At 42.7% G+C, this 26,986-nt stretch carries 20 protein-coding genes; 7 read left to right on the forward strand and 13 right to left on the reverse strand.

Annotation, left to right across the window (positions count from 1 at the left end):
* Positions 1-96: 96 nt before the first annotated feature.
* From RM368_RS19480 to RM368_RS19520, 9 genes are all read right to left on the reverse strand, one after another.
* Complete coding sequence (locus tag RM368_RS19480) at positions 97-744, reverse strand: LON peptidase substrate-binding domain-containing protein (protein WP_322695581.1); 648 nt, start codon at positions 742-744, stop codon at positions 97-99.
* A 258-nt stretch (positions 745-1,002) separates the two neighbouring features.
* Entirely contained in the window at positions 1,003-1,320 is a 318-nt protein-coding gene (rpsJ, locus tag RM368_RS19485; RefSeq protein ID WP_008232935.1) for a 30S ribosomal protein S10, read from the reverse strand.
* A 187-nt stretch (positions 1,321-1,507) separates the two neighbouring features.
* Positions 1,508-2,737 carry an elongation factor Tu gene (gene tuf / locus RM368_RS19490; protein ID WP_069070114.1) on the reverse strand — a complete coding sequence of 410 codons (1,230 nt, stop codon included), beginning with the start codon at positions 2,735-2,737 and terminating at the stop codon, positions 1,508-1,510.
* Between the two features lie 23 nt (positions 2,738-2,760).
* Positions 2,761-4,839, reverse strand: coding sequence for an elongation factor G (gene fusA / locus RM368_RS19495; RefSeq protein ID WP_322695582.1), 2,079 nt, complete (start codon positions 4,837-4,839; stop codon positions 2,761-2,763).
* Between the two features lie 137 nt (positions 4,840-4,976).
* Positions 4,977-5,447, reverse strand: coding sequence for a 30S ribosomal protein S7 (gene rpsG, locus RM368_RS19500; protein ID WP_322695583.1), 471 nt, complete (start codon positions 5,445-5,447; stop codon positions 4,977-4,979).
* Between the two features lie 605 nt (positions 5,448-6,052).
* Complete coding sequence (rpsL, locus tag RM368_RS19505) at positions 6,053-6,436, reverse strand: 30S ribosomal protein S12 (RefSeq protein ID WP_012410236.1); 384 nt, start codon at positions 6,434-6,436, stop codon at positions 6,053-6,055.
* A 123-nt stretch (positions 6,437-6,559) separates the two neighbouring features.
* Positions 6,560-6,883: an iron-sulfur cluster assembly accessory protein gene (locus RM368_RS19510; protein WP_322695599.1), complete on the reverse strand. Its 324-nt coding sequence runs from the start codon at positions 6,881-6,883 to the stop codon at positions 6,560-6,562.
* 254 nt (positions 6,884-7,137) lie between these two features.
* Complete coding sequence (locus RM368_RS19515; protein ID WP_322695584.1) at positions 7,138-7,557, reverse strand: cupin domain-containing protein; 420 nt, start codon at positions 7,555-7,557, stop codon at positions 7,138-7,140.
* A gap of 273 nt (positions 7,558-7,830) precedes the next feature.
* A complete protein-coding gene (locus tag RM368_RS19520) occupies positions 7,831-9,888 on the reverse strand; it encodes a phosphodiester glycosidase family protein (RefSeq protein WP_322695585.1) in 2,058 nt (685 codons plus the stop codon).
* Positions 9,889-10,885: 997 nt separating this feature from the next.
* Here RM368_RS19520 and RM368_RS19525 point away from each other — a divergent pair.
* Positions 10,886-15,595: a glutamate synthase-related protein gene (locus tag RM368_RS19525; RefSeq protein ID WP_322695586.1), complete on the forward strand. Its 4,710-nt coding sequence runs from the start codon at positions 10,886-10,888 to the stop codon at positions 15,593-15,595.
* A 293-nt stretch (positions 15,596-15,888) separates the two neighbouring features.
* On the opposite strand, the gene RM368_RS19530 is transcribed toward RM368_RS19525, so the two are convergent.
* Positions 15,889-16,797 carry a polysaccharide deacetylase family protein gene (locus tag RM368_RS19530; protein WP_322695587.1) on the reverse strand — a complete coding sequence of 303 codons (909 nt, stop codon included), beginning with the start codon at positions 16,795-16,797 and terminating at the stop codon, positions 15,889-15,891.
* Positions 16,798-18,483: 1,686 nt separating this feature from the next.
* Here RM368_RS19530 and lepB point away from each other — a divergent pair.
* Entirely contained in the window at positions 18,484-19,056 is a 573-nt protein-coding gene (gene lepB, locus RM368_RS19535; RefSeq protein ID WP_194042370.1) for a signal peptidase I, read from the forward strand.
* A 79-nt stretch (positions 19,057-19,135) separates the two neighbouring features.
* On the opposite strand, the gene RM368_RS19540 is transcribed toward lepB, so the two are convergent.
* Positions 19,136-19,669, reverse strand: a complete 534-nt coding sequence (locus RM368_RS19540) for a helix-hairpin-helix domain-containing protein (protein WP_194042369.1) — start codon at positions 19,667-19,669, stop codon at positions 19,136-19,138.
* Positions 19,670-19,683: 14 nt separating this feature from the next.
* Positions 19,684-20,058 carry an NINE protein gene (locus tag RM368_RS19545; RefSeq protein ID WP_322695588.1) on the reverse strand — a complete coding sequence of 125 codons (375 nt, stop codon included), beginning with the start codon at positions 20,056-20,058 and terminating at the stop codon, positions 19,684-19,686.
* Positions 20,059-20,285: 227 nt separating this feature from the next.
* Here RM368_RS19545 and RM368_RS19550 point away from each other — a divergent pair, with 227 nt between their 5' ends.
* Both RM368_RS19550 and RM368_RS19555 read left to right on the forward strand, forming a co-directional pair.
* Positions 20,286-21,218: a J domain-containing protein gene (locus RM368_RS19550; protein ID WP_322695589.1), complete on the forward strand. Its 933-nt coding sequence runs from the start codon at positions 20,286-20,288 to the stop codon at positions 21,216-21,218.
* Positions 21,219-21,344: 126 nt separating this feature from the next.
* Positions 21,345-21,668 carry a DUF1825 family protein gene (locus tag RM368_RS19555; RefSeq protein WP_322695590.1) on the forward strand — a complete coding sequence of 108 codons (324 nt, stop codon included), beginning with the start codon at positions 21,345-21,347 and terminating at the stop codon, positions 21,666-21,668.
* Between the two features lie 93 nt (positions 21,669-21,761).
* Here RM368_RS19555 and RM368_RS19560 read toward each other — a convergent pair whose 3' ends face one another.
* Entirely contained in the window at positions 21,762-23,687 is a 1,926-nt protein-coding gene (locus RM368_RS19560; RefSeq protein ID WP_322695591.1) for a transglycosylase domain-containing protein, read from the reverse strand.
* Between the two features lie 173 nt (positions 23,688-23,860).
* Here RM368_RS19560 and tyrS point away from each other — a divergent pair, with 173 nt between their 5' ends.
* Genes tyrS through RM368_RS19575 form a run of 3 tightly spaced genes read left to right on the forward strand, consistent with a single transcriptional unit; the run spans position 23,861 to position 26,484 of the window.
* Positions 23,861-25,051 carry a tyrosine--tRNA ligase gene (gene tyrS / locus RM368_RS19565; RefSeq protein WP_322695600.1) on the forward strand — a complete coding sequence of 397 codons (1,191 nt, stop codon included), beginning with the start codon at positions 23,861-23,863 and terminating at the stop codon, positions 25,049-25,051.
* 39 nt (positions 25,052-25,090) lie between these two features.
* On the forward strand, positions 25,091-25,807 hold the full coding sequence (gene pyrF, locus RM368_RS19570; protein WP_322695592.1) for an orotidine-5'-phosphate decarboxylase: 717 nt from the start codon (positions 25,091-25,093) through the stop codon (positions 25,805-25,807).
* A complete protein-coding gene (locus RM368_RS19575) occupies positions 25,804-26,484 on the forward strand; it encodes a hypothetical protein (RefSeq protein ID WP_322695593.1) in 681 nt (226 codons plus the stop codon). The genes pyrF and RM368_RS19575 overlap by 4 nt, the downstream gene beginning before the upstream one ends.
* Positions 26,485-26,986 lie beyond the last annotated feature (502 nt).

Below are 26,986 nucleotides of genomic sequence, written 5' to 3' on the forward strand. Positions count from 1 at the left end.
AGCTAGGAAATATAAATTATAAGTTGTCGAGCTTTTATTTTTGTTTTTCTTCCTAACTCCTCACTGTACAGACGCGATTAATCGCGTCTCTATTCCTCACTTTTGACTAAATGTATCTTTGAGAACAGCGCGAGCTGCCAAGTGATTCCGAGTAGAAGTTAAAATTTCTGCTTCACGCTCTAGACGAGTTACAGTATCTTGCATTTCTAACAATAATTGCTGCTCTGCGGCGACACCATAAAGATTACTGGCTACCCAATAAGATAATTCTGTTGGTAAATCGGGCAAATCTTCCGGCAATTCAATATTTTGTTCGGTTAATTTGGCTGACAGACGCACCACATCTCGCAGTAGTTGTTCTACTTCAGTTGATAAAGGCCGCAAATCTTTAGTAGGTGGTTGGTCTTCAATCCATTCAACTAAGCCAACGCGATATGGCTTTTCACGAACATACTCTAAGACACGAAATCTTTGCTGCCCTAAAGTCATCATCTTGATCCGATCGTCTGGCAACCGTTGGTGATGAATGATTTCAGCACAGCAACCAGTGTTTGCAATTGTACCTTTGACTGGATCGAACATCAAAACACCGAACCTGCGATCGCTCTCCAAAATCGTGTTCATCATGATTCGGTAGCGAAATTCAAAGATGTGCAGGGGTAATGGTCTGCTAGGAAACAGAACTACTTCGGGTAACGGGAACAGAGGTAGTTCGCGAACTGCAATTTTAGAAGATGATGTCATTGTTACTTCGGTATAAACTTAATCTTTAAAATTTCTTTTTCTCTGCTTTTCCCGTACTTTATCTACATTCTATCATTTGTTTCCTAGCTAAATAAAAGCCCTGAGATATATTTCTTCAGGGCTGTGTAAATATTCATACTAATGTAATTTGTCTTTTGTCCTTTGTCCTTTGTCATTAGTAAAGGACAAATGACCAATACTTCAACTATGCGGTAGTTGAGCGCAGCCGAAACTCAGTACAAGTGACTAATGACTAAATTAAAGTTTGACTTCAATATCTACACCCGATGGTAGATCCAATTTCATCAAGGCATCAATAGTCTTAGAAGAGGGCTGGTAAATGTCAATAATCCGGCGATGAGTACGGGTTTCAAAGTGTTCCCGTGAATCTTTATCTACGTGAGGCGATCGCAGCACACAATAGATCCGGCGTTTTGTTGGTAAAGGAATTGGGCCTATAGCTGTAGCGTTGGTGCGGTTAGCTGTGTCTACAATCTTCTCGCAAGATGTATCTAATAAGCGCCTGTCAAAGGCTTGTAAGCGAATTCTAATCTTCTGCTGCTGTAGAGTTGCCATCTTTAATTTTCCAGGTTCTGCGTAATTAGGGGAGTATTTACAGGTTAACGGTTACAAGTTATCGGTTACAGAAAACTATTACCTGTCCCCTGTAACCTATTACCTTATTTATAGAGGGAAGAGAAAGGAGCAGAGAGGCAAAATAAATACCATCTCTGCTCCTTTGTGATGAGCAAAAAGGTGCTTGCTACTTGATAATTTTGGAAACGACACCAGCACCGATGGTGCGACCACCTTCGCGAATAGCGAAGCGCATTCCTTGTTCAATAGCGATCGCGTTGATCAATTCTACTGTCATCTTGATGCGATCGCCTGGCATCACCATTTCTACTTCTTTGCCTTCATCAGAGGTATAGGCTTTGATAGTACCAGTTACATCGGTTGTCCGCACATAAAACTGGGGACGGTAGCCAGCGAAAAATGGAGTCTTACGACCACCTTCTTTTTCTGTGAGGACGTACACTTCACCTTCAAATTCATTATGAGGCTTAATTGAACCTGGTTTGGCAATTACCATACCCCGTTCAATATCAGCCTTTTGGATACCCCGGAGTAGTACGCCAGCGTTATCTCCAGCCATACCTTGCTCAAGACTCTTCTTGAACATTTCAATCCCAGTTACGGTAGTAGCGCGAGTATCTCTGATACCTACTAGTTCAACGTTATCGCCAACTTTGACTACACCGCGTTCAATCCGACCAGTGGCTACAGTACCACGACCTGTGATTGAGAACACGTCTTCTACAGCCATCAGGAAGGGTTTATCAACATCCCGCTCAGGTGTGGGGATGTAAGAATCTACAGCATCCATCAGTTCATAGATTTTGTCTACCCAAGGATTTTCACCGCGTTGGGTCTTGGGGTTCTTGGTCATTGCTTCTAGAGCTTGCAGACCAGAGCCTTTGATAATAGGGATATCATCGCCGGGGAAATCATAGCTGCTTAACAGTTCTCTCAGTTCTAGTTCCACTAGTTCCAAGAGTTCTGGATCATCCATCAAGTCTTCTTTGTTCAAGAAGACTACCAGACTGGGAACGCCAACCTGTTTTGCCAACAGAATGTGTTCGCGGGTTTGAGGCATAGGCCCATCGGTAGCAGCAACTACGAGGATACCTCCGTCCATCTGTGCAGCACCAGTGATCATGTTCTTCACATAGTCAGCGTGTCCTGGACAGTCTACGTGAGCATAGTGTCGATTTGCAGTTTCATACTCTACGTGAGCGGTATTGATGGTAATACCCCGTGCCTTTTCTTCTGGGGCATTATCAATTTGGTCGTAGCCTTTAGCTACAGCCTGACCCATAGCTGCCAAGGTCATGGTGATGGCTGCTGTCAAGGTAGTTTTACCGTGGTCAACGTGGCCAACTGTACCGATATTGATGTGGGGTTTATTCCTTTCAAACTTTGCGCGTGCCATGAATACTCATTTCCTTTTTTTAACTAAGCGTTCCCTTTGCTTTTTGCAATGATAGTTTCAGCTACGCTGCGAGGCACTTCTTCGTAGTGGCTGAACTCCATCGTGAAGATACCCCGACCTTGCGTTTTTGACCGGATATCAGTGGCGTAGCCAAACATGGTCGCTAGCGGAACTTTGGATGCGACCTTAGCAAGTCCCTGTTCGGTGCTTTGGCTTTCTATCTGCCCTCGGCGAGCAATGAGGTCGCCAATGACGTTCCCGATATAGTCTTCAGGAACTTCAACCTCAACTTTCATCATAGGCTCTAAGAGGACGGGTGAAGCTTTCAGCACAGCCTCTTTCATCGCCATTGAACCAGCGATTTTAAAAGCCATTTCCGAAGAGTCTACATCGTGGTATGACCCATCAATTAGCGTTGCTTTAACGTCAATCAATGGATATCCAGCTAGAACACCTGATTCACAGCTTTCTTTCATTCCTTGTTCTGCGGGGCCAACGTACTCTTTCGGTACTGAACCGCCGACAATTTTGGAGACGAATTCAAAGCCAGTACCAGGGTCTCCAGGCTCCAAATTGATCACAACGTGACCGTATTGACCTTTACCACCACTTTGGCGGATAAATTTACCTTCAATTTTGCTCACAGCTTTCCGAATTGTTTCTCGGTAAGCTACTTGCGGTGCACCTACATTCGCTTCCACCTTGAATTCTCGTAACATCCGGTCTACTAGAATTTCTAGGTGTAGCTCTCCCATCCCCGCAATTACGGTTTGGTTTGTTTCCGGATCGACACGGACACGGAAGGTGGGGTCTTCTTCTGAGAGAGATTGCAGAGCTTTGGACAGCTTGTCCATGTCGTTTTTGGTTTTGGGTTCAACCGCTACCGAGATTACAGGCTCAGGAATGAATAGAGATTCCAGAATTACCGGCGCTCCCTCATCACAGAGCGTGTCACCTGTCAAGGTGTCTTTCAATCCCAAAGCTGCTCCCAAATCACCCGCTCGCAGTTCATCGACATCTTGCCGTTCATCTGCCTTCATTAAAACTAAGCGGGAAATCCGTTCTTTTTTATTCTTACTAGCGTTGAGAACGTAGCTGCCCTTTTTCAGGACACCAGAATAAACACGAACAAATGTCAGGCGACCGTAAGGGTCAGCCATAATCTTGAATGCCAGAGCTGCTAGGGGTTCGTTGTCATCAGCCCGCCGTTCAACAGTATCGCCATTCGGCAGTAAGCCTTGAATTGGTGGTACTTCACTTGGTGCTGGCAGGTAATCGACAACGGCATCCAGCATCAACTGTACGCCTTTATTTTTGAATGCCGAGCCGCATAGTACTGGTACAATTGTCCCCGCGATTGTGCCTGTACGCAGAGCAGTCCGAAGTTCCTGTTCTGTCAGTTCTTCGCCCTCGAAGTACTTAGTCATCAGAGCATCATCAGTTTCTGCCGCAGCTTCTATTAGCTTGGTGCGGAATTCGTCTACCTGCGCTTGCAATCCCTCTGGGATATCAGTTTCCTGGATATCAGTTCCTTGGTCATTTGCGTAAATATACGCACGCATTCGTACGAGGTCAACGATACCTTGGAAGTCATTTTCACTACCGATAGGTAGTTGAATGGCGATCGCATTTGCCCGCAGGCGATCGCGGATTTGGTCGTGAACTTTATAAAAGTTCGCTCCAGTGCGATCCATCTTGTTGATAAAGACTATCCGAGGAACTTTGTAGCGTTCTGCTTGCCGCCACACTGTCTCAGACTGCGGTTGCACGCCACCCACAGAACAAAATACTGCGATTACACCATCCAACACGCGCATGGAACGCTCAACTTCAATTGTGAAGTCTACGTGACCCGGAGTATCGATAATGTTAATTTGATGATCTTTCCAACTGGTACTGATCGCAGCGGCAGTAATGGTGATTCCCCGTTCCCGCTCCTGCTCCATCCAGTCTGTGACGGCAGTTCCTTCATGAACTTCGCCAATTTTATGAATTATCCCAGAGTAAAATAATATTCTCTCTGTTGTTGTTGTTTTGCCCGCATCTATATGCGCCGCAATACCAATGTTGCGTACTTTCTCTAGCGGGATCGTGCGTGCCACAGCTACCTCCTATAGTTTTTGCCTCATGATATCTTGTATATTACTCTTTGTTAAGATTCTATACTTTTACGGAAAACCGTCTTTTTGTGTAAATCTACGATTTACCGCTTCGGCAAGGCGATATATCGCTTTTTTACTTAATAACGATAGTGTGCGAATGCTTTGTTAGCTTCCGCCATCCGGTGCGTTTCTTCGCGTTTGCGAATGGCATTGCCAGTTTCATTGGCAGCATCCATTAACTCATTTGCCAATTTGCTGGCCATTGTCCGGCCTGGTCTTGACCGGGAATATTGCACTAACCAACGCAGTGCTAAAGTAGTGCCACGTTCTGTACGCACTTCCATTGGTACTTGGTAGGTTGCTCCACCAACTCGCCGAGCTTTTACTTCTACTAAAGGCGTGGCATTTCGCACTGCTCTTTCAAAGGTTTCCAACGCACCAGTACCAGTGCGTTCTTCAATAGTTTTTAATGCATCATAAACAATGCGTGCGGCAAGTGATTTTTTGCCATGACGCATGATCCGTCTGATAATCATGCTCACAAGGCGACTGTTATATACGGAGTCAGACGGAACTGGGCGCCTTTGAATAACACCACGACGAGACATACTTCACCTTTAATTCGGAATTGGCAACGAAATTATATGCTATCAGACACCGGAAACTAAAAGCGGTAGAACCCAACCCTCAGACTTCCTCTATTTTTTTCGACCGTTGCAGCAAGGCTGACTTGTTAACTGGCAATTTTGGATTTTGGTCGCACCTTTTGTTGCTCTTCCAGCACAACGCTGAATTTTGGATTAAAAGTTTTCGGTATATGTTCTGACTACAAGGATCTGAACAAATTCAAAAATCTATAAGCCTCATTCCCTTGTGGGTTCGATCAATCCAAAAGATGCTTGATAAATCGCTAAAGCTAGGCGATCGCAAACCTAAAATCTAAAATTCATTGACTTGCTACCTGCAACTAAATACTCAAGGCACAAGATTATAAACTTTAATGTTCGGATGAGAAACTTGCTGTATATTACAGTATTCTCTTCAGAACTTCTACACTTGCTCGCTTAGTGTAGATGTAGCTTGCTTGATTTTTGAAACAGACTTTAGCAGCCTTTTTCACTACTGTTAGAACACAGACGGCGCTCCTTGTTTTCCCCTTGGGCGTTTTTAAGATAGACGATTAATCGTGTTGGATGCGATTAACCGCCTAATCCTATTTTTTCGCTTCTTTAGGACGCTTGGTTCCATACTTGGAACGGCCTTGCTTGCGGTCTTTGACTCCGGCTGTATCTAGGGTGCCACGGATAATGTGGTATCTCACGCCTGGTAGATCCTTAACCCGACCGCCACGAATCATTACAACTGAGTGTTCTTGTAAGTTGTGACCAATGCCTGGAATGTAAGCTGTGACTTCAAATCCAGAGGTAAGTCTGACTCTTGCTACTTTGCGTAGGGCTGAGTTAGGCTTTTTTGGTGTGGTCGTGTATACTCTGGTACAAACTCCCCGACGTTGGGGACATTGTTTCAGAGCCGGGGACTTGGTTTTCTGACGCGCTTGTTCGCGCTCATTTCGTATTAGCTGCTGTATTGTTGGCATGAGTTACAGCGCGTAAAGCTGCTTATGGTCTAAGTTTTAACAAATCCTGATTATATCTTTTTTTACGGTTTTATGTCAATTGTTATTTGTCATTAATCATTTGTCCTTTGTGATAACCAATGATTAATGACTTAAGGAGAAGGAATTGCCACAACCACAGGTAGCGATCGCCTGGGGATTGTGGAAGCGAAAACCACCACCCATTAAGTCTTCTGAATAATCAATTTTCAAACCGTTGAGGTAATTTAAGCTTGCGGCATCGATGACCACTTGAATCTCATCCAAGTCGAAAACCCGATCACCAACTTTTATTGCTTCATCGAAGGACATATCATAAAAGAACCCGGAACAACCACCTGGTTTTACTGCCAATCGAAACAAGACATTTGGCTGTTTGGACTTTATTCGCCCAATCTCACTTATGGCTGCTTGACTCAGATGAATCATGGAACTCGTTTTTTGCAATTGAATACCCCATCTTCCATTTTACAGATAGGTTGACCCTTGCTTGTGCAAAATTCCAAATCACCAAAGGCATGAGCGCGATCGCTCTCACTACATTTATAACACTAACATGCTTCAGTCCCCACCTTGAATAGGTAGGGACTTCTGGGGTGTAGTAGTTCGTTTACAAAGACGGTTTACACAAACAAAAATGTATTCAGCTTTGGGGTTAGAGCTTTAATAGCGTTCTTTTGGTTTTAATCTTTGGTACGGGCATAGTCATCTTGGTAGCGGATAATATCATCTTCTCCCAAGTATTCGCCATTTTGGACTTCAATCAATATCAAGGGGATCACGCCAGGATTCTCTAAACGATGAGATGTACATTGGGGTACGTATGTTGACTCATTATTGCTCAGTAGTACTTCTTTCTCACCACAAACTACTCTAGCTGTACCAGAGACGACAATCCAATGTTCGCTGCGGTGATGGTGCATTTGTAGACTAAGGCGGTGTCCGGGCTTAACTTCGATGCGCTTAATTTTGTATCCGCGCCCTTCTTCTAAAACTGTAAAAGCACCCCAAGGACGTAATTCTGTTGCAGCAACGCCCCTGGAAGTTATGTTTGGAGGGAGGTGTAGAGTTTCAGTCTGTGTAGTTTCTTGATATCGAGCCATAGTTACCTCATTTGAAGACATAACAAACCGTTGGTACTCTTAATTATTGATAAAAAAATCTGGCGCTATCTTGCAACCTTGGAAATCAGCAATTTTGTCGCACTTTGATAAACATAGCAAAATCAAACCTGATGGTGTAAACCATTACTACTAAAATTCTGATGTCTACACCAAGTCTTCATCAAGCAAAATTACAGCTTGTTCTAAACTTTAAAAAGTGGCTAGGGATCAGGGATTGGGGATTGGTAATTGAGTTTTTTCTCTATTCTCTGATTATCTTGGTTGCAGGAAAATACCAATTCCGTTGTGAACACGAGCTGCGGTACTAGGCGATCGATCGAGTAGTTGTCCTCCTAAATAAAGGCTGGTAGAACTGCCACCGTCCAAATTTAGGGCATCTACACAGCCCATCTGTTGCATCAATTGGGCATGTTCTGCCAAATTAGGCCCATAACCGCCGACACGATTATGTGTGGCAGTAATCATCAGTGCGCCTGTTGCCGTTGTGCAAATACCACTACGAATAGCCTTTTCGGCAATGAAGGCATTGCTGAATTTTTCACCTTTGGCATCAAGGACAATTTGACGATTTTGGACTAATAGCGGTCCAGCACCGATAATGTGGGGATAACGACTAAAATCAGCTGGAATAGTGGCGCTGGAAATACTTACTGCGCTTCCAATAGGTAGCTGGGAGGCAGCACTAGCAGCGTTGGCGCGTAAAGTTAGTAGGTAGCCATCCTGGGGAATGGGAACTGCTGTCGCACCAACTTTGCCGCCTGGTAGCTGATTAGTAATTTGGTCTTTCTGTACCACTAGGATAATTTCGTTATCCGTCAGGGGCGTGTAAGTCGATCCCCAAGCTGAGGTGTAACGAGCAATTCCGCTCTGGACGTAACCACTATTGAGAAACAGAATTGGTAGGCGCTGGTCATTTGCCGTAATTAAAGTTTCTTCTAAGGTGAGACGACCGAAGTAAAATTGACCTGAATCATTCCAAGCGATCGCACCTCGGTTAAGAATGGGGCCTGATAACCATTGACTATCCCGACGAATCGCACCCAATGGCAATTTATTATTGCGGTTAAAATAACCACCATTAATTCCAGCTACCGCTAAGTAACGTTGTGCTGTTTGAATTAAGGGAGCAGTACCCGTAAGCCCATCAGGACTAGCCCAAATAGGTTTCAACGTTAGCCCAAATTTACGAGGATTAACTTCTAACCAGACCACAGGAAAGCGTTCTGTGCCTAAGTTGACATAATGCTGCCGCCAGCGCAATCCTGGGACCCAAGTAATATCCCGTTCTTCTAGGGGATCGGGTCGAATATCGATAATCAGGCGATTGGGGTTAGCTACAGTAGTAACTTGAGGCGATAGACCAAAGGGAACGCTCAGACTAATAATCGTTTGGTTTTTCACTACCTCCACTTTTTGAATCAGTGGTTCAGGGACTGGTGGCGCTGGTATTGGTTGTGTTGGTATCGCTGGTGATAATTGTTTGAGCAAGTTTGGCAGCAATGTTGGTGGTGCTGCTGGCTGGGGGGTATAGCGTTCTATCAAAACGGGATTGGCTATTCCATCCAGGGTAATTGTCCACTGTCTATTTGGCGGTGCAGTGGATTTGGGAGTTGGCGTATCTGGATCGGAGGAAGGTGTTTGCGGTTTGGCGATCGCTGACCCTTGTACAACTTGCCAGGGAGTGGGACGATCTAAATTGACAAGAATCCGAGTCTGTTGCAAAGGGGTACTCGCTTCTGGTGGTTCCTGGCTTTGAACAATATTTGTGATTTGTGTTTTTGGGGTAGCAATCACCAAAATGTTGCCATTGGTTCGGATTTCCCATCCAGATGTTTGAGCAAAATTGCTAATATCCAGATAGCGATATGCTCCTAGTAGTCTGGTGGATAAAACCAGTGGCGTTGTCACCGACGAAAACCACTGTATTGGTTGCTTCGCTGAATTACTACTGTTTAAGAAATTTACTCCAATTAATTGCCTGAATGCCCCATCACTGAGATGAGTTATCACCTGACCTGCTTTTCCAGGTCGCTGTAACCAAGTTCCTGGTAAAGTACGACCATTGAGGGAAATTTGATTACCAGAGGATGCCACACCTGTTAAAGGAGGTGCAGGTGATTGTGAGATTAACCTGGGTATAAATTTGGTGGTCTTCGGGGACTCCTGGGCGTTGGTAACACAAGTAGTCGTTAAGCACAGTACTGTTAAAAGTATTGGTGACACAGTAGCCCGAAATAATCTGCGATCGCCCTTGGCGTTTGTAGAGCCGTCGCTAATCTCTGATTGGCAACAATTCGGTATTTTTACCATAATTTATTAGGTACTTTGGAAAACTATTACCCAAGGTCTAAACTAACCAATTATTTGGAAATATAAAGAAAACATGACTTTATTTTTGAATAAATATGGTAATCTATATATTGGCTAGTTATCTCTTTTAGACACAAATTTATTTAGACGCTAAAGCCACTGCAATCAAGTTTTTTAACTCCCACTAATTCTAACCACACTATATACGGTAGTTTTGGTTATCAAAACTGGATTAAGATATTTAATCCTGCTGATCGTTGCTACTGTTATTACTTCAGTAATGTCTAGTTAATAGTAATACATGCGGCAACTGGTAAGCGGCAAAATTCTAGACAACAACAATATTTGGGAATTGTCAAATGGGTATATATTGTAATACGCTGATTTTATTGCTGGATCGGGATAACCAAATAATTACTAATTCGTAATTCGTAATTCAAAGGGTACACCAGCTCAAACTCAATTTTTAATTCAATGGTTAACAAGACAATGGAGGGTAGAACCCCTCACTGATTGCAACCACGAATTGAGGTAGCGTAGCGTAAAGCTTTTAGCATAGCTTCTCTAAGAAACGCAACGCGACTGGTTAGAGTGAGTTCTTGATTGTCACGAGCAATTACGAATTATCTGGGCTTTGGCTTTAAAAAATAGTGCAGCGTTCAGTTGTAGTTTTGTTTCAGGTGAGCCGAAATAGGCTCCATGAGTAGCTAGTGTGCATCTGGAAAAAAGGAATTGAGAAAATACTTAACTTCAAAATATAAAAAAGAAACTGTCAGGGCAAAAATAATGTCTTGGCGGAGGTAAATTGTCTAACACCGCATAAACACATAAAAAACACGCAATCATTTTAACACGGAAGAACTGATAAAGGAAAACCGAAGTTAAAATTTTTTTTCCCTAAATTTCGGTGCCTATATATTTTTCCATCGCTGAATTTAGAAATTTTTTCCCACAATGTAGTGGCAAAATTGGTAACTCAATACTTCAGGAACAGGGTATGAATAATAAACCGATGAATCAAGGCCAGAAAATCACAGCGAATATCAACTCAAGAGATACCTATCAGGGGCAAAAGTGGTTAGTAGAGGAACGAGATGCCTGTGGTGTAGGTTTTATTGCTCATCGCCAAAATCATACCAGCCACGAAATTGTCGAAAAAGCCTTAGCTGCTTTAGCCTGTTTAGAACACCGGGGAGGTTGTAGCGCCGATCGCGACTCTGGTGATGGTGCTGGAGTCTTGACAGCTATCCCTTGGGAGTTGTTCCAACAAGACTTTGCCCAAAGAGGGAAGGAATTTCCATCTAGCGATCGCATAGCTGTGGGGATGATATTTTTACCACAAGACCAGCAAGCTGCACAACAAGCGAGGGCGACTGTCGAGCAAGTAGCTGCTGAAGAGAAATTAATTGTCTTGGGTTGGCGAGTAGTACCAGTGCAATCTGATTTACTTGGGGTACAAGCAAGAGAAAATCAGCCCCAGATTGAACAAGTTTTGTTAGCCTCTGTTGACAAAAGCGGTGATGAATTAGAACGGCAGTTGTACATTACCCGCCGCCGAATTAGTAAAGCTGCAACTAACATCTCAGAAGAATTTTATATCTGTTCGTTGTCAAGTCGCACAATTGTCTACAAAGGCATGGTGCGTTCTGCTGTCTTGGGCAGCTTTTATGACGATTTAAAAAATCCAGCTTATAAAAGCGCTTTTGCTGTTTATCACCGCCGCTTTAGTACCAATACCATGCCCAAGTGGCCCCTAGCGCAACCGATGCGGCTTTTGGGTCACAACGGCGAAATCAATACCTTATTGGGTAACATCAACTGGATGATGGCACGAGAAGCGAGCCTGAATCATCCTGTATGGGGCGATCGCATCCAGGAACTCAAGCCATTAGTTCACATTGATAACAGCGACTCAGCTACCCTAGACAACGTAGTGGAATTACTGGTTTGCTCTGGACGCAGCCCCTTGGAAGCTTTAATGATTATGGTTCCAGAGGCTTACCAAAATCAGCCTTCTTTACGCGAATTTCCCGAAATTGTTGATTTCTACGAATATTACAGTGGTTTGCAAGAAGCTTGGGACGGGCCAGCACTTTTAGTATTTAGCGATGGCAAAAAAGTTGGTGCAACTTTAGATCGTAATGGTTTAAGACCAGCTCGCTACGCGATCACCAAAGATGATTACATTGTTGTGGCTTCCGAAGCTGGTGTAGTGGATTTCCCAGAAGCCGATATTATCGAGAAAGGTAGACTCGGGCCAGGGCAAACGATCGCCGTGGATTTAGAAAATCATGAAGTGCTGAAGAATTGGGATATCAAGGGGCGCATCGCCAAGCAGCATCCTTATGGAAAATGGCTGCAACAGTACCGTCAAGAATTAAAGTCATTAGTCGTTAATCATCCGTCATTAGCAAATGGCAATGGCAAAGGACAAATGACAAATGACCAAGAACAATTGACTATTGACAAGCAAAACTTACTTCAGCGTCAAACTGCCTTTGGCTATACCACAGAAGATGTGGAAATGGTGATTCACCCAATGGCGATCGCCGGTTCAGAACCAACTTTCTGCATGGGTGATGATATTCCCTTGGCGGTGCTGTCACAAAAACCCCACCTGCTTTATGACTATTTCAAACAGCGCTTTGCTCAGGTGACGAACCCAGCGATCGATCCCCTGCGGGAAAAGCTAGTGATGTCTCTAAAAGTTGAACTAGGCGAACGGGGTAACTTATTAGAACCTAAACCAGAATATGCCCGGAGATTGAAACTCGAATCGCCAGTGTTAACTGATGGTGAATTAGAGGCGATTAAGCTGTCAGGATTTGCCACCTCTGAGTTGTCAACTCTATTTGCGATCGCCACTGGCCCAGAAGGATTGAAAGCCGCAGTGCAATCTTTACAAGCACAAGCTGCTGAATCAGTCCGGGCAGGTGCAAAGATTTTAATATTAAGCGATCGCGATCAGGTCAATGACAGTCTCAACACAGAATATACCTACATTCCTCCCCTATTAGCAGTGGGTGCGGTGCATCACCATCTGATTCGTGAGGGGTTGCGAATGAAAACATCCCTGATTGTGAATACTGCTCAATGTTGGAGTACCCATCACTTTGCTTGTCTGATTGGCTATGGTGCTGGCGCAGTTTGCCCATACATGGCTTTAGATACGGTGCGTGATTGGTGGTCCGATCCCAAAACTCAAAAGTTAATGGGTGTGCAAAAAATTCCCACCCTCACCCTAGAACAAGCTTTAGGAAACTATCGCAAAGCAATAGAGTCAGGTTTGCTGAAAATTCTCTCCAAAATGGGAATTTCTCTGCTCTCCAGCTATCAAGCAGCCCAAATCTTTGAAGCGATTGGCATCGGTGGAGATTTAATCGACCTGGGATTTCGTGGGACGACTTCCCGCATCGGTGGTTTGAGTGTTACCGAACTTGCTGATGAAGTGCTTTCCTTCCACGTCAAAGCTTTCCCAGAACTAACAACCAAGAAGTTAGAAAACCTGGGCTTTGTGCAGTACCGTCCTGGCGGCGAGTACCACATGAATAGCCCCGAAATGGTTAAGGCGCTGCATAAGGCTCTAGATGACAAAAACTACGACCACTACGAAGTTTATAAAAAGCACCTCCAAGGCAGACCAGTAACAGCCTTGCGGGACTTGCTGGATTTCCAAGGCGATGCCTACGGCGGCAAGCTACGCACCCCAGTTCCTTTAGAAGAAGTGGAATCGGTATATGAAATAGTCAAGCGCTTCTGTACCGGTGGCATGTCTTTAGGCGCTTTGTCAAGAGAAGCTCACGAAACTTTAGCGATCGCCATGAACCGCATTGGTGGTAAATCCAATTCTGGAGAAGGCGGCGAAGATCCAGTGCGCTACACAGTTCTAGATGATGTAGACGAGTCTGGTTACTCGCCAACCCTACCTCATTTAAAAGGATTGCGAAATGGCGATCGAGCTTATAGTGCCATTAAGCAAGTGGCATCGGGACGCTTTGGTGTCACCCCAGAATACCTAGTCAACGCCCAACAAATTGAAATCAAAATTGCCCAAGGTGCCAAGCCTGGGGAAGGTGGACAACTGCCAGGGCCCAAGGTGAGCCAATACATTGCGATGTTAAGGCGCTCCAAACCAGGTGTAACGCTGATATCGCCACCACCACACCACGATATTTATTCGATTGAAGACCTAGCACAACTGATTTTCGATCTGCATCAAATTAATCCCAAAGCACAGGTGTCGGTGAAGCTAGTTTCAGAAGTTGGCATTGGCACGATCGCGGCTGGTGTAGCGAAGGCCAACGCTGATATCATCCAGATTTCTGGTCATGATGGTGGTACAGGTGCATCGCCACTCAGTTCGATTAAACACGCTGGTTCCCCTTGGGAACTAGGTTTAAGTGAAGTGCATCGTGTCTTGATGGAAAATGGTTTGCGCGATCGCGTGGTTTTACGCGTAGATGGCGGACTCAAGAGTGGTTGGGATGTGGTAATGGGTGCATTAATGGGCGGTGAAGAATTTGGTTTCGGCTCCATCGCCATGATTGCTGAAGGCTGTATTATGGCGAGAGTTTGCCACATGAATACCTGTCCTGTGGGTGTTGCTACTCAAAAAGAAGAACTCCGCAAGCGGTTTACCGGAATGCCAGAACAAGTTGTCAACTTCTTTTACTTCATTGCCGAAGAAGTGCGTAGTTTGTTAGCCCGACTTGGCTACCGTTCTTTGTCAGAAATCATTGGACGTGCAGATTTATTAAAACTGCGCCCAGAGGTAAATCTCACCAAAACCCGATCGCTCAATCTCGACTGTTTACTTCAGCTACCAAATACCAGAGACAATCGTAGCTGGTTGGTGCATGAAGAAGTTCACAGCAACGGCGTGGTTTTAGATGACAAGTTCCTTGCCGATCCCGAAATTCAGGCTGCAATTAGGGATCAGTCCACTGTCACCAAAACTTACCCAATTATCAATACTGACAGAACAGTGGGCACAAGATTAGCGGGAGCGATCGCTTCTCAATATGGTGACAGTGGCTTTGAAGGACAAATTAATCTCAACTTTACAGGTAGTGTTGGGCAAAGCTTTGGTGCTTTCAACCTCCCAGGCTTAATTCTCAGCCTAGAAGGAGAAGCAAATGACTATGTAGGTAAAGGAATGCATGGCGGTGAAATCATCATCAAACCTCCAACTGATGCTACCTATAACGCATCACAAAACGTGATAGTTGGCAATACTTGTCTTTATGGTGCTACTGGTGGCATGTTATTTGCCAACGGTCTAGCAGGAGAACGCTTTGCTGTGAGAAACTCCAAAGGCATCGCAGTGATTGAAGGTGCTGGGGATCACTGCTGTGAATACATGACAGGTGGTGTGATTGTCGTCCTTGGCAAAGTAGGACGTAACGTAGCTGCTGGAATGACTGGTGGACTGGCATACTTCTTGGATGAAGACGACTCATTTCGTGAATTAGTCAACCCAGAAATTGTCAAAATCCAGCGCGTGATTACCGAAGTAGGTGCAAAGCAACTGCAAGAATTAATCCAAAATCATGCAGAACGCACTGGTTCACCAAAGGCGAAGAAAATTCTACAAAACTGGCAAGAATTTTTGCCGAAATTCTGGCAGTTAGTTCCGCCTTCTGAAGCTGATAGTCCAGAAGCCAATCCTGAAAAAACAACTGAATTCAGTTTAGTAAGCAGTCATTAAAAGACCGACAACAAATCAATTCAATCTTGTCAGGCAGGCCAAAAGGCCTGCCTTTTAATAAAACAAGGTTTTCAGCTCCAAAAAACTTTCGTAATAGTCATGTACTAATATCAATACAAGATCAATATTTGGGCGATCGTTCTTTGAAGAAAAATTTTTGGTTCACAGCTAGAGTGCCCTTAATTATCAGTCTCTAACCGAACGCAAAAATAGCCATGTTAACCAAAAAAGATAATTTTAGTATTTAGCCAATTACTATTGACTAATGACTAATCATTTATAATTAATAATTTTTACTTTTTGTTAGCAAGCAACTTTTGGTCTGCATCTTCCATTTCTAAAAGTTCTGGAATAGTCACAAAGCGATAGCCTTGCTTTTTAAAGTTGCTAATAATTTCTGGTAAAGCTTGCACAGTTCTGGAACGATTACCACCACCATCATGCATTAGCACAATCCCACCAGGTTTAGAATCTTTAATCACGTTATCAATCAACTTTGGTACAGTTGGTAACTTGTAGTCTGTCGAATCAGCCGACCACATCACCACAGCATACTTTTGTCCTTTTGCATAACCAGCTAATCCATTGTGTAGCATACCACCAGGCGGCCGGAACAGATTTGTTTTGACACCTGTAACTTGATAAATTAAGTCTGTTGTGCGCTCAATTTCAAAAGCAGCTGCTTGTTGATTAAAGAAGTGATACCAGTGATGCCAAGTATGGTTGGCAATCACGTGACCTTGAGCAACAATCTGCTTTCCTAACTCTGGATAATTTTTTAGGTTCTGCCCGACTACAAAAAACGTCCCTTTGATATTATTTGATTTCAGAATACTTAGCACTTGCTCTGTAGTCTGAGGCCAAGGGCCATCATCAAAGGTGAGAGCAATCACTTTCTCACCCTGAGTAAGTTTTGCAGCCTTAATGATTTCCCCTTGAAAACGTGATGGTATGGGATAGGCTATACCCTTTGTTTGTGCTTCTTGCTGCCAACTTGTAAGCATCGCTGCCTTTAATTTCTCAATGCGCTGCTGAGTTCCTACGTTTGCAGATACATCCTTAATATTTATACTTGGTCTACTTTGAGCATCCGAAGTATTTGGCCTTAGAAGCATCATAAAAGCAAGACTAAAAACACCACACAAAGCAAGTAGCGCAATTAATATTCCTTCTGGCCACAGAAACGACTTATTGTTTTCCACCTCAACGCTCCTTCAAATATCGAACCATCACCACAGTTATGACGGTACGTTATAGCACATTTTTATTAGATATTTAGATACCAGTTACATTCTGGTAATCATGAAAATTGGAATTGGTACTAACGGGAATTCAGAATTGATTAAGAGCGACTATATTGTTTTAACTAAAATCTTTAACTAAAATCTATATGCTCTCGATTTTGACAGCGTTGAATATACAATACTTGGTACTGTTTCATTTCAACCCAGTCATCAAAGGTAAGCTTTGCTTTTCCACATTCTTACCACTAGCTCTAAGAAAGAGAGGAACACAATAAAATAATTTACCACACCCCAAAATCCTTTTAAATAGGAATTATGAATTAATTGCTGTTTTTAGTTCACCGCTAAGGCAGCATTATCCTTTCAAGTTTTATAGCTTTTCAAATAAGATGAACTTAGTTGTCATACCTACAATTTGCACATTTAGCAGACTAAAGTTTTTTTAGCAAAACTTTCTCACTGTAAAACTGTATAGTTTACAACTTAAGTGTATTGTTTGATTGACATACAAAATTACTTAAAAGGGTGGGGTCTCTTTAAAATAAAAGTCTGGTAAACTATTAGTTCTATCTTGATAAGATATATTTTACTGCCTGTTGTCATTGTTTCCTTTTTAAGAAAAAGTTAAATTTTCAACTGACAGAATGTTACCTTGTACTTTCTATGAAATAGACCAGACGAAAATTGATTCAATATAGTTTCTCATTGGTAAGGGGCACTTATTGTTTCAATCTAGTCACCTTTGACTCACTCAAGAAAAATAATTCTATCAGCAGCTTACTTCTGTTTCGGATGCTGATACTTTAGCTCAAATTGCTAGTAGCTTTCTGTGTGTAAATGTTTTTTCGATAATTAAGTATGTTGATATCTTAATTAATAGTACAGTTTAATATGCACTGTCACCGTGTAATTACGGAAATTAATTTCGTAAATATAGGCAAGTGATTAAAATCACAATAGAATAGCATTTATCCATTGAAGCAATAAAGCCTAGATTTCATCTTTAAAAGTAGTATTTTTTACTAACAACGCTGTTTTGAACAAATTTACAGATTTAAAAATACATTTAAATTTTGGCTAAAATTATGTAATTTTACTTAAAAAAAATATATATTTTATTGTAACTCAACCTCCAGCAAGACTGCCCGACGCTCTCTGCGAGACGCTGCGCGTAGCTTGCTTCCCTGTAAGGGTACGCGAACTCGCTTGCTGTCGGCGCTATCTGCCTTTTTTCAGTAAAGTGAGATAGATACTGTCAAACATGAGGTAGACTATTTTGCAACTCTACAACCAATTTTCTGTTTAAAGAAAAAACCTACTGGTTGTATCGCTTTAGCAGTCTGTAACTAGCTGATTTTGCAGGAACAAACAAAACTTAAAATCATCTCATAAATTGCCTTATAATTACAGCAATTAAAATTTTTATTTTTAATAATCTATTTAGCAATCCTAATTATTAGCTTATATTACCTTAGACAAGTCATAGTTTCTTTACAGTACTTGTGCTTATCTTTAGCAAATGGGTAAGTGTATTATTTCATGTCTGTATAGGTTGACCCTAAACCCTCTTTTCCTATTAATATAACTTTTGAGTCAAAATAATCAAGGTATTTGTCTCACTTCTGAAACTAGCTAGAAACTTTTATGATTCCTCACGAAAGTGATGCAAAAAAAGAGCGTGCGTCGTTAAAAGTATGGCGTAGTTGGCAAGAAAATCTGATCTTAATTGCGATCGCACTGTGTTTAGCATTCTTAATCAGGACTTTTATCGCCGAACCGCGCTATATACCTTCTGACTCGATGTTACCCACCTTACATACTGGCGATCGCTTGGTAGTTGAAAAAATCTCCTACCATTTTCACCCACCCATAACTGGCGATATTATTGTTTTTCAGCCACCCGCAGAACTACAACGTCGAGGATATCCCAAAGACCAAGCGTTTATCAAGCGAGTTATTGGCCAGCCTGGTGAGGTAATTAGTGTTGCTTCTGGCAAAGTCTACCTCAACGGTCAACCTTTGGCAGAAGACTACATCGCTGAACCTCCAAATCAGCCATATCAACCAGTAAAAGTCCCAGAAGACGAATTTTTCGTTATGGGAGATAATCGCAACGATAGTAATGACTCTCGCTATTGGGGCTTTTTACCCAGAAAAAATGTCATCGGTCGAGCAACGTTTCGCTTTTGGCCTCTCGATCGCATTGGGTTCATTTAATCAGTTTTAGATTTTGGATTTTTCTTTCAATCCAAAATTGCCAGAGTTAGGAGTTATTTTAAGACTTCTAACTTTTAACTTAAAACCTCAAATAATACATTATCTGGGCGATCGCATCACCAGTTAACTCCAGCCGTCGCTGGAAATCAGCCAGGTTACGGTAAGGCCCGGCTGATTGCCGATTTTGCACCACTGCTTCCGCCAAAGACAAATCTATAAATGGAATTTGTGCTAATTTTTCAACGGTTGCTGTGTTCGGGTTGAGTAAATGGGTAGGATTTTCTAAAGATTCGTGGTCATAGTAAATAAAATTCAGCAGAGGCTTTAATGGTTCTAAGCGCGGCGCTGGTATACCTAAAGCCGCAGCGATATCTTCAATACAGTAAAATTTCACACCTGAATGTGAAAGTTCCACAAGCGATCGCGCTTGGTGAATTGATAAACCTGGTAAGCGTAACCAATCATCTACAGTGGCTTGATTAGCATCAATGCGGATACCTAATTGGGCCGCTATTTGAATTTCTTCCCCAGATTGTAGGCGATAGTAGGGATCGTTGAGGAGCTTGGCGCGAAGTTTTTGCAGTCTGGAATTTAAAGGTAGCCAGTTATTCATGATTGTTGCTTACCTTAAGAAATCTGGTCTAGCAATTGGCGGCGCTTTTGTTCAAATTCATACTCTGAAATCAGTCCATCTTGGCGCAGAGCATCTAATTCCCGCATTGCCTCAGCGATCGCTCCTACCTGATTAATCACTTTTTGTGAGTTCTTTGCCGCTGACTTGCCGAGATTAAAATTGCGATCGAAAGCTTCTTCGTCTTGGGCTAAATACCAAACTCCCTCAATCGCACTAGCTACCTTGGGGATCGGCGTCCAAGAAAGCAACACATACAAAACACCCCACAGGGGCTGTCCCAGGTAGAATTTATGTAATCCTGAAATTGTGAGTGTGCCAGAAAAAGCTAAAACAGCGGCAACACTTCGACTTTTGCGCTTAGTCAACATATTTCTAATAAATATACGAATACCATAGTTCCTACAATAAGACAGCCAAAAGGCACACAGACAATTCAAAACTCACTCATTTTAGTCAAATACCCTGTTTTGCCCTGCCAACTTTTGGGTAGTAAGTTCCACAATCTAATATTTGAAGAAATTTGAGTAAGTTTCACATGACTGTGCATTAAGCTTTGATGCTAATTTTAAATTTTTAACGGATCAAGACTACTACGATGTCACAGACCTTCCTACCGCCAGAATGGCTTCAACAGCTTTGCGATCCTTACGCTGTGCTAGGAATTTCTGTGAGTGCTGAAGATCGCCAGATTTTTAAACGCTATCATACTTTAGCGAAGCTGCTACATCCTGATCGCTATGCTAAAAACTGCAATTCCGACCAAGAATTAGCAACGGCAATACTGAGCTATTTAATTAATCCAGCTTACGAACAACTCAAAAATCGACACAAACGCTTGATTGCCATAGCCATGCTGCGATCGAACGCAAGAGTACTACAGCAGCAAGCTTTGTGTGGGCAAAGTGCCATAGCTCAGGAAATTATAGAAATGTCTGCACCCCAAGCAGAATTGTTTTATGAAGAAGCGATCGCTTCCTATGCAGAAGCTCAATACAAATCACTCCATCAGTTTTATCAAGTTACACAACAGATTAGTATACTGAATTTAGTTTACTTACAGTTGCATAAACCTGACTTGTTTCTACCGCAAAAAGCTGTTCGCATCATCCCTGAAGTAGAAGTCAAGCCAATTGAATTGACATTTAATCAAGAAACTAATGTCAAACCAGTTTTGACAAATTACGCCCAACGTCACTACCAGCGAGCGATTGAGTACGTCAGGCTAGCCAATTGGGCCCTAGCCGTACAAGAACTGCGCGATGCCATCAAGTTAGAGCCAAATAACAGCGACTATTATGCTTTATTAGGTTTAGTACATCTAAAACAAAAATTTATCGGGATGGCTAGGGTTTATATCCGTCAAGCATTAAAACTTAACCCGCAAGATTCACTAGCTCAGAAATACGCTACCAGACTGAAAATTGAACCGGGTGAAAATACCAATCCGAAATCAATGGCTAAAGCTCTGAGTATTGCGAGTTTATTAAGTCGATTTAACAATGGGAAACGTTCTCAAGTCAAGTGTTGAAATTTCGGTAACAAACCATACCAAAACCGAAGCTTCGTGACTAGATTACTCCCCTAGACTAAAATAATAAATAGAAGTAAAACTATTAAGCTACTGAGTCTGGGCGCTCAGTTTAATATAAGCAATATGGGATTCTTCGATTCTGAAATAGTTCAGCAAGAAGCAAAACAGCTGTTTGAGGATTATCAAGCGCTGATCAAGCTTGGCAACAGCTACGGCAAATTTGACCGCGATGGCAAAAAGCTGTTTATTGAGCAAATGGAAACCATGATGGAACGGTACCGCATCTTTATGAAGCGCTTCGAGCTATCAGAAGATTTCATGGCACAAATGACAGTAGAACAACTGAAAACCCAATTAGGTCAGTTCGGTGTCACTCCGCAACAAATGTTTGACCAAATGCACGTCACTTTAGAACGGATGAAAGCCGAGCTAGAAAAACAGCCCTAGCAAAAGTTAGGAGTAGAGACGCGATTAATCGCGTCTGTACAGGAATTAGGAGTTCTCAATAAACTCATAACTCATAACTTATCGCTCCTAACTTTAATTTGACTTGGGACGAGAAAACTGGGAAGGTGACTTGAAGTTTTCTACGGGTACGTTCTTAAGTGCCTTCTCCATAAAATCTTTCCAAATGGGAGCAACCATGACACCACCTGTGGCATGGTCAGCTAATTGTCTATTGTCATCTCTGCCTACCCAAACAGCAGTTGTCAACTGTGGCACAGTACCAACAAACCAAATATCTTTTTCTGATGATGTTGTTCCCGTTTTCCCTGCGGCTGGGCGACCGATCGCAGCACTTTTACCTGTACCTTCAGTGATTACCGATCGCATCACATCGATAATTGCAGCTGATGCCCAAGGATCGAGAACTAGTTGCGGTTTCGGGGTACTATCCAGCAACACATTACCACTACTATCAGTGACACGGGCAATTACAGTTGGTGGAGATTGCCAGCCATAATTAGCAAAGGTAGCGTATGCACTAGCCATTTCCAGAGGGGTGACACCAATTGCACCAAGTGGTAAGGAAGTCACAGGTTCCATTGGACTCATAATGCCCAAAGTGCGACACGTTTCTATAACTCTATTCATCCCTACAGCCTTACCAACCTTGATCACCGGAATGTTGCGCGATTGAGCTAAAGCTCTGCGGATTGGCATAGCTCCACTAAAACCGCCATCATAATTTCTTGGAAAGTACCAACCGTTACCATCTCGATAGCTAACTGGAGCATCTACCACCGTTGAGTCTGGTCCATATTTACCACTAGCAAAAGCAGTATAGTATACAAACGGTTTAAAAGAAGATCCGGGCTGGCGCTGAGATTGAGTTGCACGATTGAATTCACTGGTCTTAGGATCTATACCACCCACCAGTGCTTTAATAAAATGCGTGCGCGGATCGATTGCCACAAGGGCCATTTGATTCTTATATAATCCTTGCCCCAGAAGTGTTTTATGCCACTTAACGACAGTTTCCTCAGCCATGATTTGGAAGTTGGCGTCAACTGTAGTTTGCACCCGCATCCCGCCTTTGAGTAGTGTCTCACGCCCAAACTTCTTAGCCAACTCCTGCGCTACGGTATTGGTTACATAAGGTAGGGCACTACCTTGAAAGGATTTGATTTTCCCAAGTTTGATTTCTTGCTTGAGGGCATTATCGTATTCTGACTGGTTAATCCAGTTCAATTCCAGCATCCGTCCCAGCACTTCTTTTTGTTTCTGTTTTGCCAGCTTCATGCTCACAAACGGGCTAAATTCTTCTGGTGCTTGGATCAAACCCGCCATCATTGCTGACTCACCCAGGCTTAAATATTCTGATGATTTATTAAAGTAACTGCGGGCTGCCGTTTGTACACCATAATTGTTATGACCCCAATAAACTTGATTAAGGTACATTTCTAATATTTGGTCTTTAGTGAGAATTTGCTCTAACCGAATTGCTAGCACAGCCTCTGCTAACTTCCGGGTAAAGGCCCGCTTTTGAGACAAAAACAGGTTTTTTACCAACTGCATAGTAACAGTGGAGCCACCTTCTTTGACTCCACCTGCTACAGCGTTAACTACTATAGCCCGACCAACACCAGTAGGGTTGATACCGTGGTGATCGTAGAAGTGGCTATCCTCACTTGCCAAAACTGCCCGTTTTAAATTCGGGGAAATTCTATCTAGGGGTACGACTTCCCGATTGGCTTCTCCGTGAATACTCGTTAAGAGCTTGCCCTTAACGTCATAAATGTAAGTCGTTTCTGAGGGAAAGAAGTTACGTAGCTGTCTTACATCTGGCAAATTACGGAAACTGATGGCTAAACCAACCAGTCCTCCGGCTACAATGGAACTTGCCAGCATGGTGATTGAGAGGAGAGTACCGCCAGTTACCTGACCAACTCCTTTCAAAAACTCAAAACCTGATGAAGCCCGACGCTGTGGCTGTTTATCTTCAAAAGTCCTAGACGACGACACGGCTATTTCACTTCCTCATTTGTAAATTTAACTGTAATTGATTGGGTGAAGCAAGGCGGTTAGTTTTTTGCAATTATAGTAGTTTGGCAGATGAGAAAGTGGATAAATTGCAAGTGTTTATAACCAACTTAACTTCTAGTGTGCAAAACATAGGTAATAATGAATCTGTTAGCATGACGCCAGATTTTGCTTGGTTGCGTCGTGGTGTAGTAGAAGTCTTCCCACAATCAGTTGATGTTAACAGCGAAAGTCTAGAAAGGCTCTTACAAACTACAAACAAACCTTTAAGGGTCAAATTAGGGATTGACCCTACTGGTACTGATATTCATCTTGGTCATAGCATACCAGTACGAAAACTGCGAGGATTTCAAGATGCAGGTCATACAGCAGTTTTAATTATTGGCGATTTTACAGCACGTATTGGCGATCCAACTGGTAAATCTGAAGTGCGTCGTCAGCTTACAGAAGCAGATGTAGCTAAAAATGCTCAGACTTATCTCGATCAAGTACGTCCTATCTTGGATTTTGACACACCAGGAAGGTTAGAGGTGCGCTATAACTCCGAATGGCTCTCTAAGCTCAACTTAGAGAAAATTTTGGAGTTACTCTCCACGATGACGGTGGGGCAGATGTTAGCGAAGGAAGGATTTGCCGATCGCTATAAAAAAGAGAATCCGATTTTTATCCATGAGTTCCTGTACCCGTTAATGCAGGGTTTTGATTCGGTTGCAGTTGAGGCAGATGTGGAATTAGGCGGCACCGATCAGAAATTTAATATAGCTGTAGGCAGAGATTTGCAGCGCCATTTTGGTCAAAAGCCCCAATTTGGAATGCTGCTGCCAATTTTGATTGGCACAGATGGCGAGCAAAAAATGTCTAAGTCTTTAGGTAATTATATCGGATTGTCAGAACACCCAGGACAAAAGTATCAAAAGTTGCAAGGAGTTCCCGATAATCTCCTAGAACAGTATTTTGAACTGTTGACGGATTTACCTTTGGATCGACTGCCAGAAAATCCACGCGATCGCCAGACACTTTTAGCATGGGAAGTTGTTAAACAGTACCACGGTGAAACCGCAGCCCAAGAGGCAAAAGAAGCAGCCCAAAGTGGCGGCAAAGAAGGTGCTGTTCCAGAATTTTCTCTAGCTGGCGTACAGCAATTTCCTACGAAGTTAGCGTATATTCTCAATGTCACTGGCTTGTGCAAAAGTACCGGGGAAGGAAAGCGGAAAATTCAAGAGGGTGGCGTGCGTTTAGATGGCGATCGCATTACCGATGCTGACACCACTTTCGATGCTCCTAGTCAATTACAAGGTAAAGTTTTACAAGTCGGAAAAAATAAGTTTGTGCGCTTAGTACCCTAAATTGGGAGTGAGAATGAAAAAACTAATGACAAATGACCAATGACCAATGACAAAATAATTGTGGCTTTGGATGTGCCAGATGAACAAAGTGCGATCGCCCTTGTAGATCGACTTGAGGATGTTACTTTCTTCAAAGTAGGTTTAGAGTTGTTTACCAGCACTGGCCCGAAAATTCTGGAAGTGCTAAAATCCCGGCAAAAGCGGATTTTCCTGGATTTAAAGTTTGATGACATCCCCAACACTGTTGCAGGTGCTTGCCGTAATGCAGCTCGTTATGGTGTGGATTTATTGACAATTCATGCGACGTGTGGTAGAGAAGCTCTCAAGGCTGCAACAGAAGCGGCACAAATAGGAGCAGCACAAGCGAGTGTAAAACCACCAAAGTTAATAGCGATTACTCTACTAACAAGCATTTCTGCTCGGCAGTTGGCATTTGATTTAAAAATCCCTTTAGAATTGCCAGAATATGCTCTAGAAATGGCCCTACTCGCTCAAGAATCTGGTTTGGATGGGGTAGTTTGTTCGCCTCAAGAGGTGGCGCAGCTACGACAAACTTGTGGAAATGACTTTTTGCTAGTTTGTCCGGGGGTTAGACCAACTTGGGCTGATATTGGCGATCAAAAGCGATCGCTCACTCCAGCACAAGCTATTAAAGCCGGTGCAGATTATCTAGTGATTGGTCGTCCCATCACCACTGCTACTGAGCCTGAGTTAGCCTGGAAGAGAATTTCTGAGGAGTTGATCGCGGTGGCATGAAGCTAAGAGTCAGTGATAAACTCAAAGTGCAAGGTGTAGAAAATAACAATCTTACCTATTCGCTCAGTCAGAAAAATTATAGTTTCCTGTTTGCTTGTGGCTTCTGGGTTGTAGTTTCAAATAGCTTTGCTTACCCAGCCTTCTCGATAAACCCTATCCCGAAACCCTCGACGCTAGCAGAAAGGGAAAATGCGAACAGTGGTGCGAAGTCTTTGTGTTCTGAGCAAAATTTAGAAACATTAACTATACAGCTACTACAAAAATTACCTAGTTATACCAATCGCGCTAGTCAACGCGCCCGCCGCCTCAGTAGAAGCAGTCAGGTTTACAGTTATATGTTGGTGGCAGGAAGACCTGAGTTTACTCCTCTGCCCCTTAACCTTGAAGAATATAGTGCAGATGTGTCTAAAAGTGCTGCATCAGGAGTTAAGCAAGTTTTCTTTACTACCTTGGAGCGGCAGTACATAGATCGGAAAGTTGTAGAATTGCAAGAATTTCACTGGCTGTTATTGACTAAAACTAAAAGTGGTTGGCAACTAGTGATGATGTTTTCTCAAGCTGGTTCCTATTCACAACAGCAGCCACTATCTCCACCACGAGATAGTAGTAACGGTACTGTTGCCCAAGGGGTTAAAGCTTGGTTGCGCGATTGTGAAGCTGGAAGTTTACGTCAATAAAACCTAATTACCAATCTTCGTAAATTAGAAGAATATTAAGTAATGTCTAAAAATACTTACTCAAATTCTCTAGAAACAGAATTATCACTTGTGGTTATAAACTACATTAAAATAATTGCAAGAACAAGATTTAGAACATCTTGATTAGCATCGTTTGATGAGGAGATTCAAAGATTGAATAATGAACAATAACACAAGTTTGAAAGTTATTTACTTTCTTTGAAATGCTCTGGTGCGGAATAGCCCCTTGTTAAAGGTAAGCTAATTTTTTACAGCACGGCGTAAATAAACTACTCATTTAAAATCAGTAAAATGCTTACGCTGTATACCTGTTTGAATTTTGTTCGCGAGTCTGCAAGCGTCATTGTGAATTATGAATTAGCCTCTTGCGGTACTAATTATTTTCATAGAAGATACATTACCTAACTAGCTTGTATCAGTATGATTTTACCTGTATCTTTAGGAATATTTTTAGGAAAAATAGCTAATAAATAGCTAAAAG

The sequence above is a fragment of the Nostoc sp. DedSLP03 genome (assembly GCF_034530815.1).
GTDB lineage: Bacteria > Cyanobacteriota > Cyanobacteriia > Cyanobacteriales > Nostocaceae > Nostoc.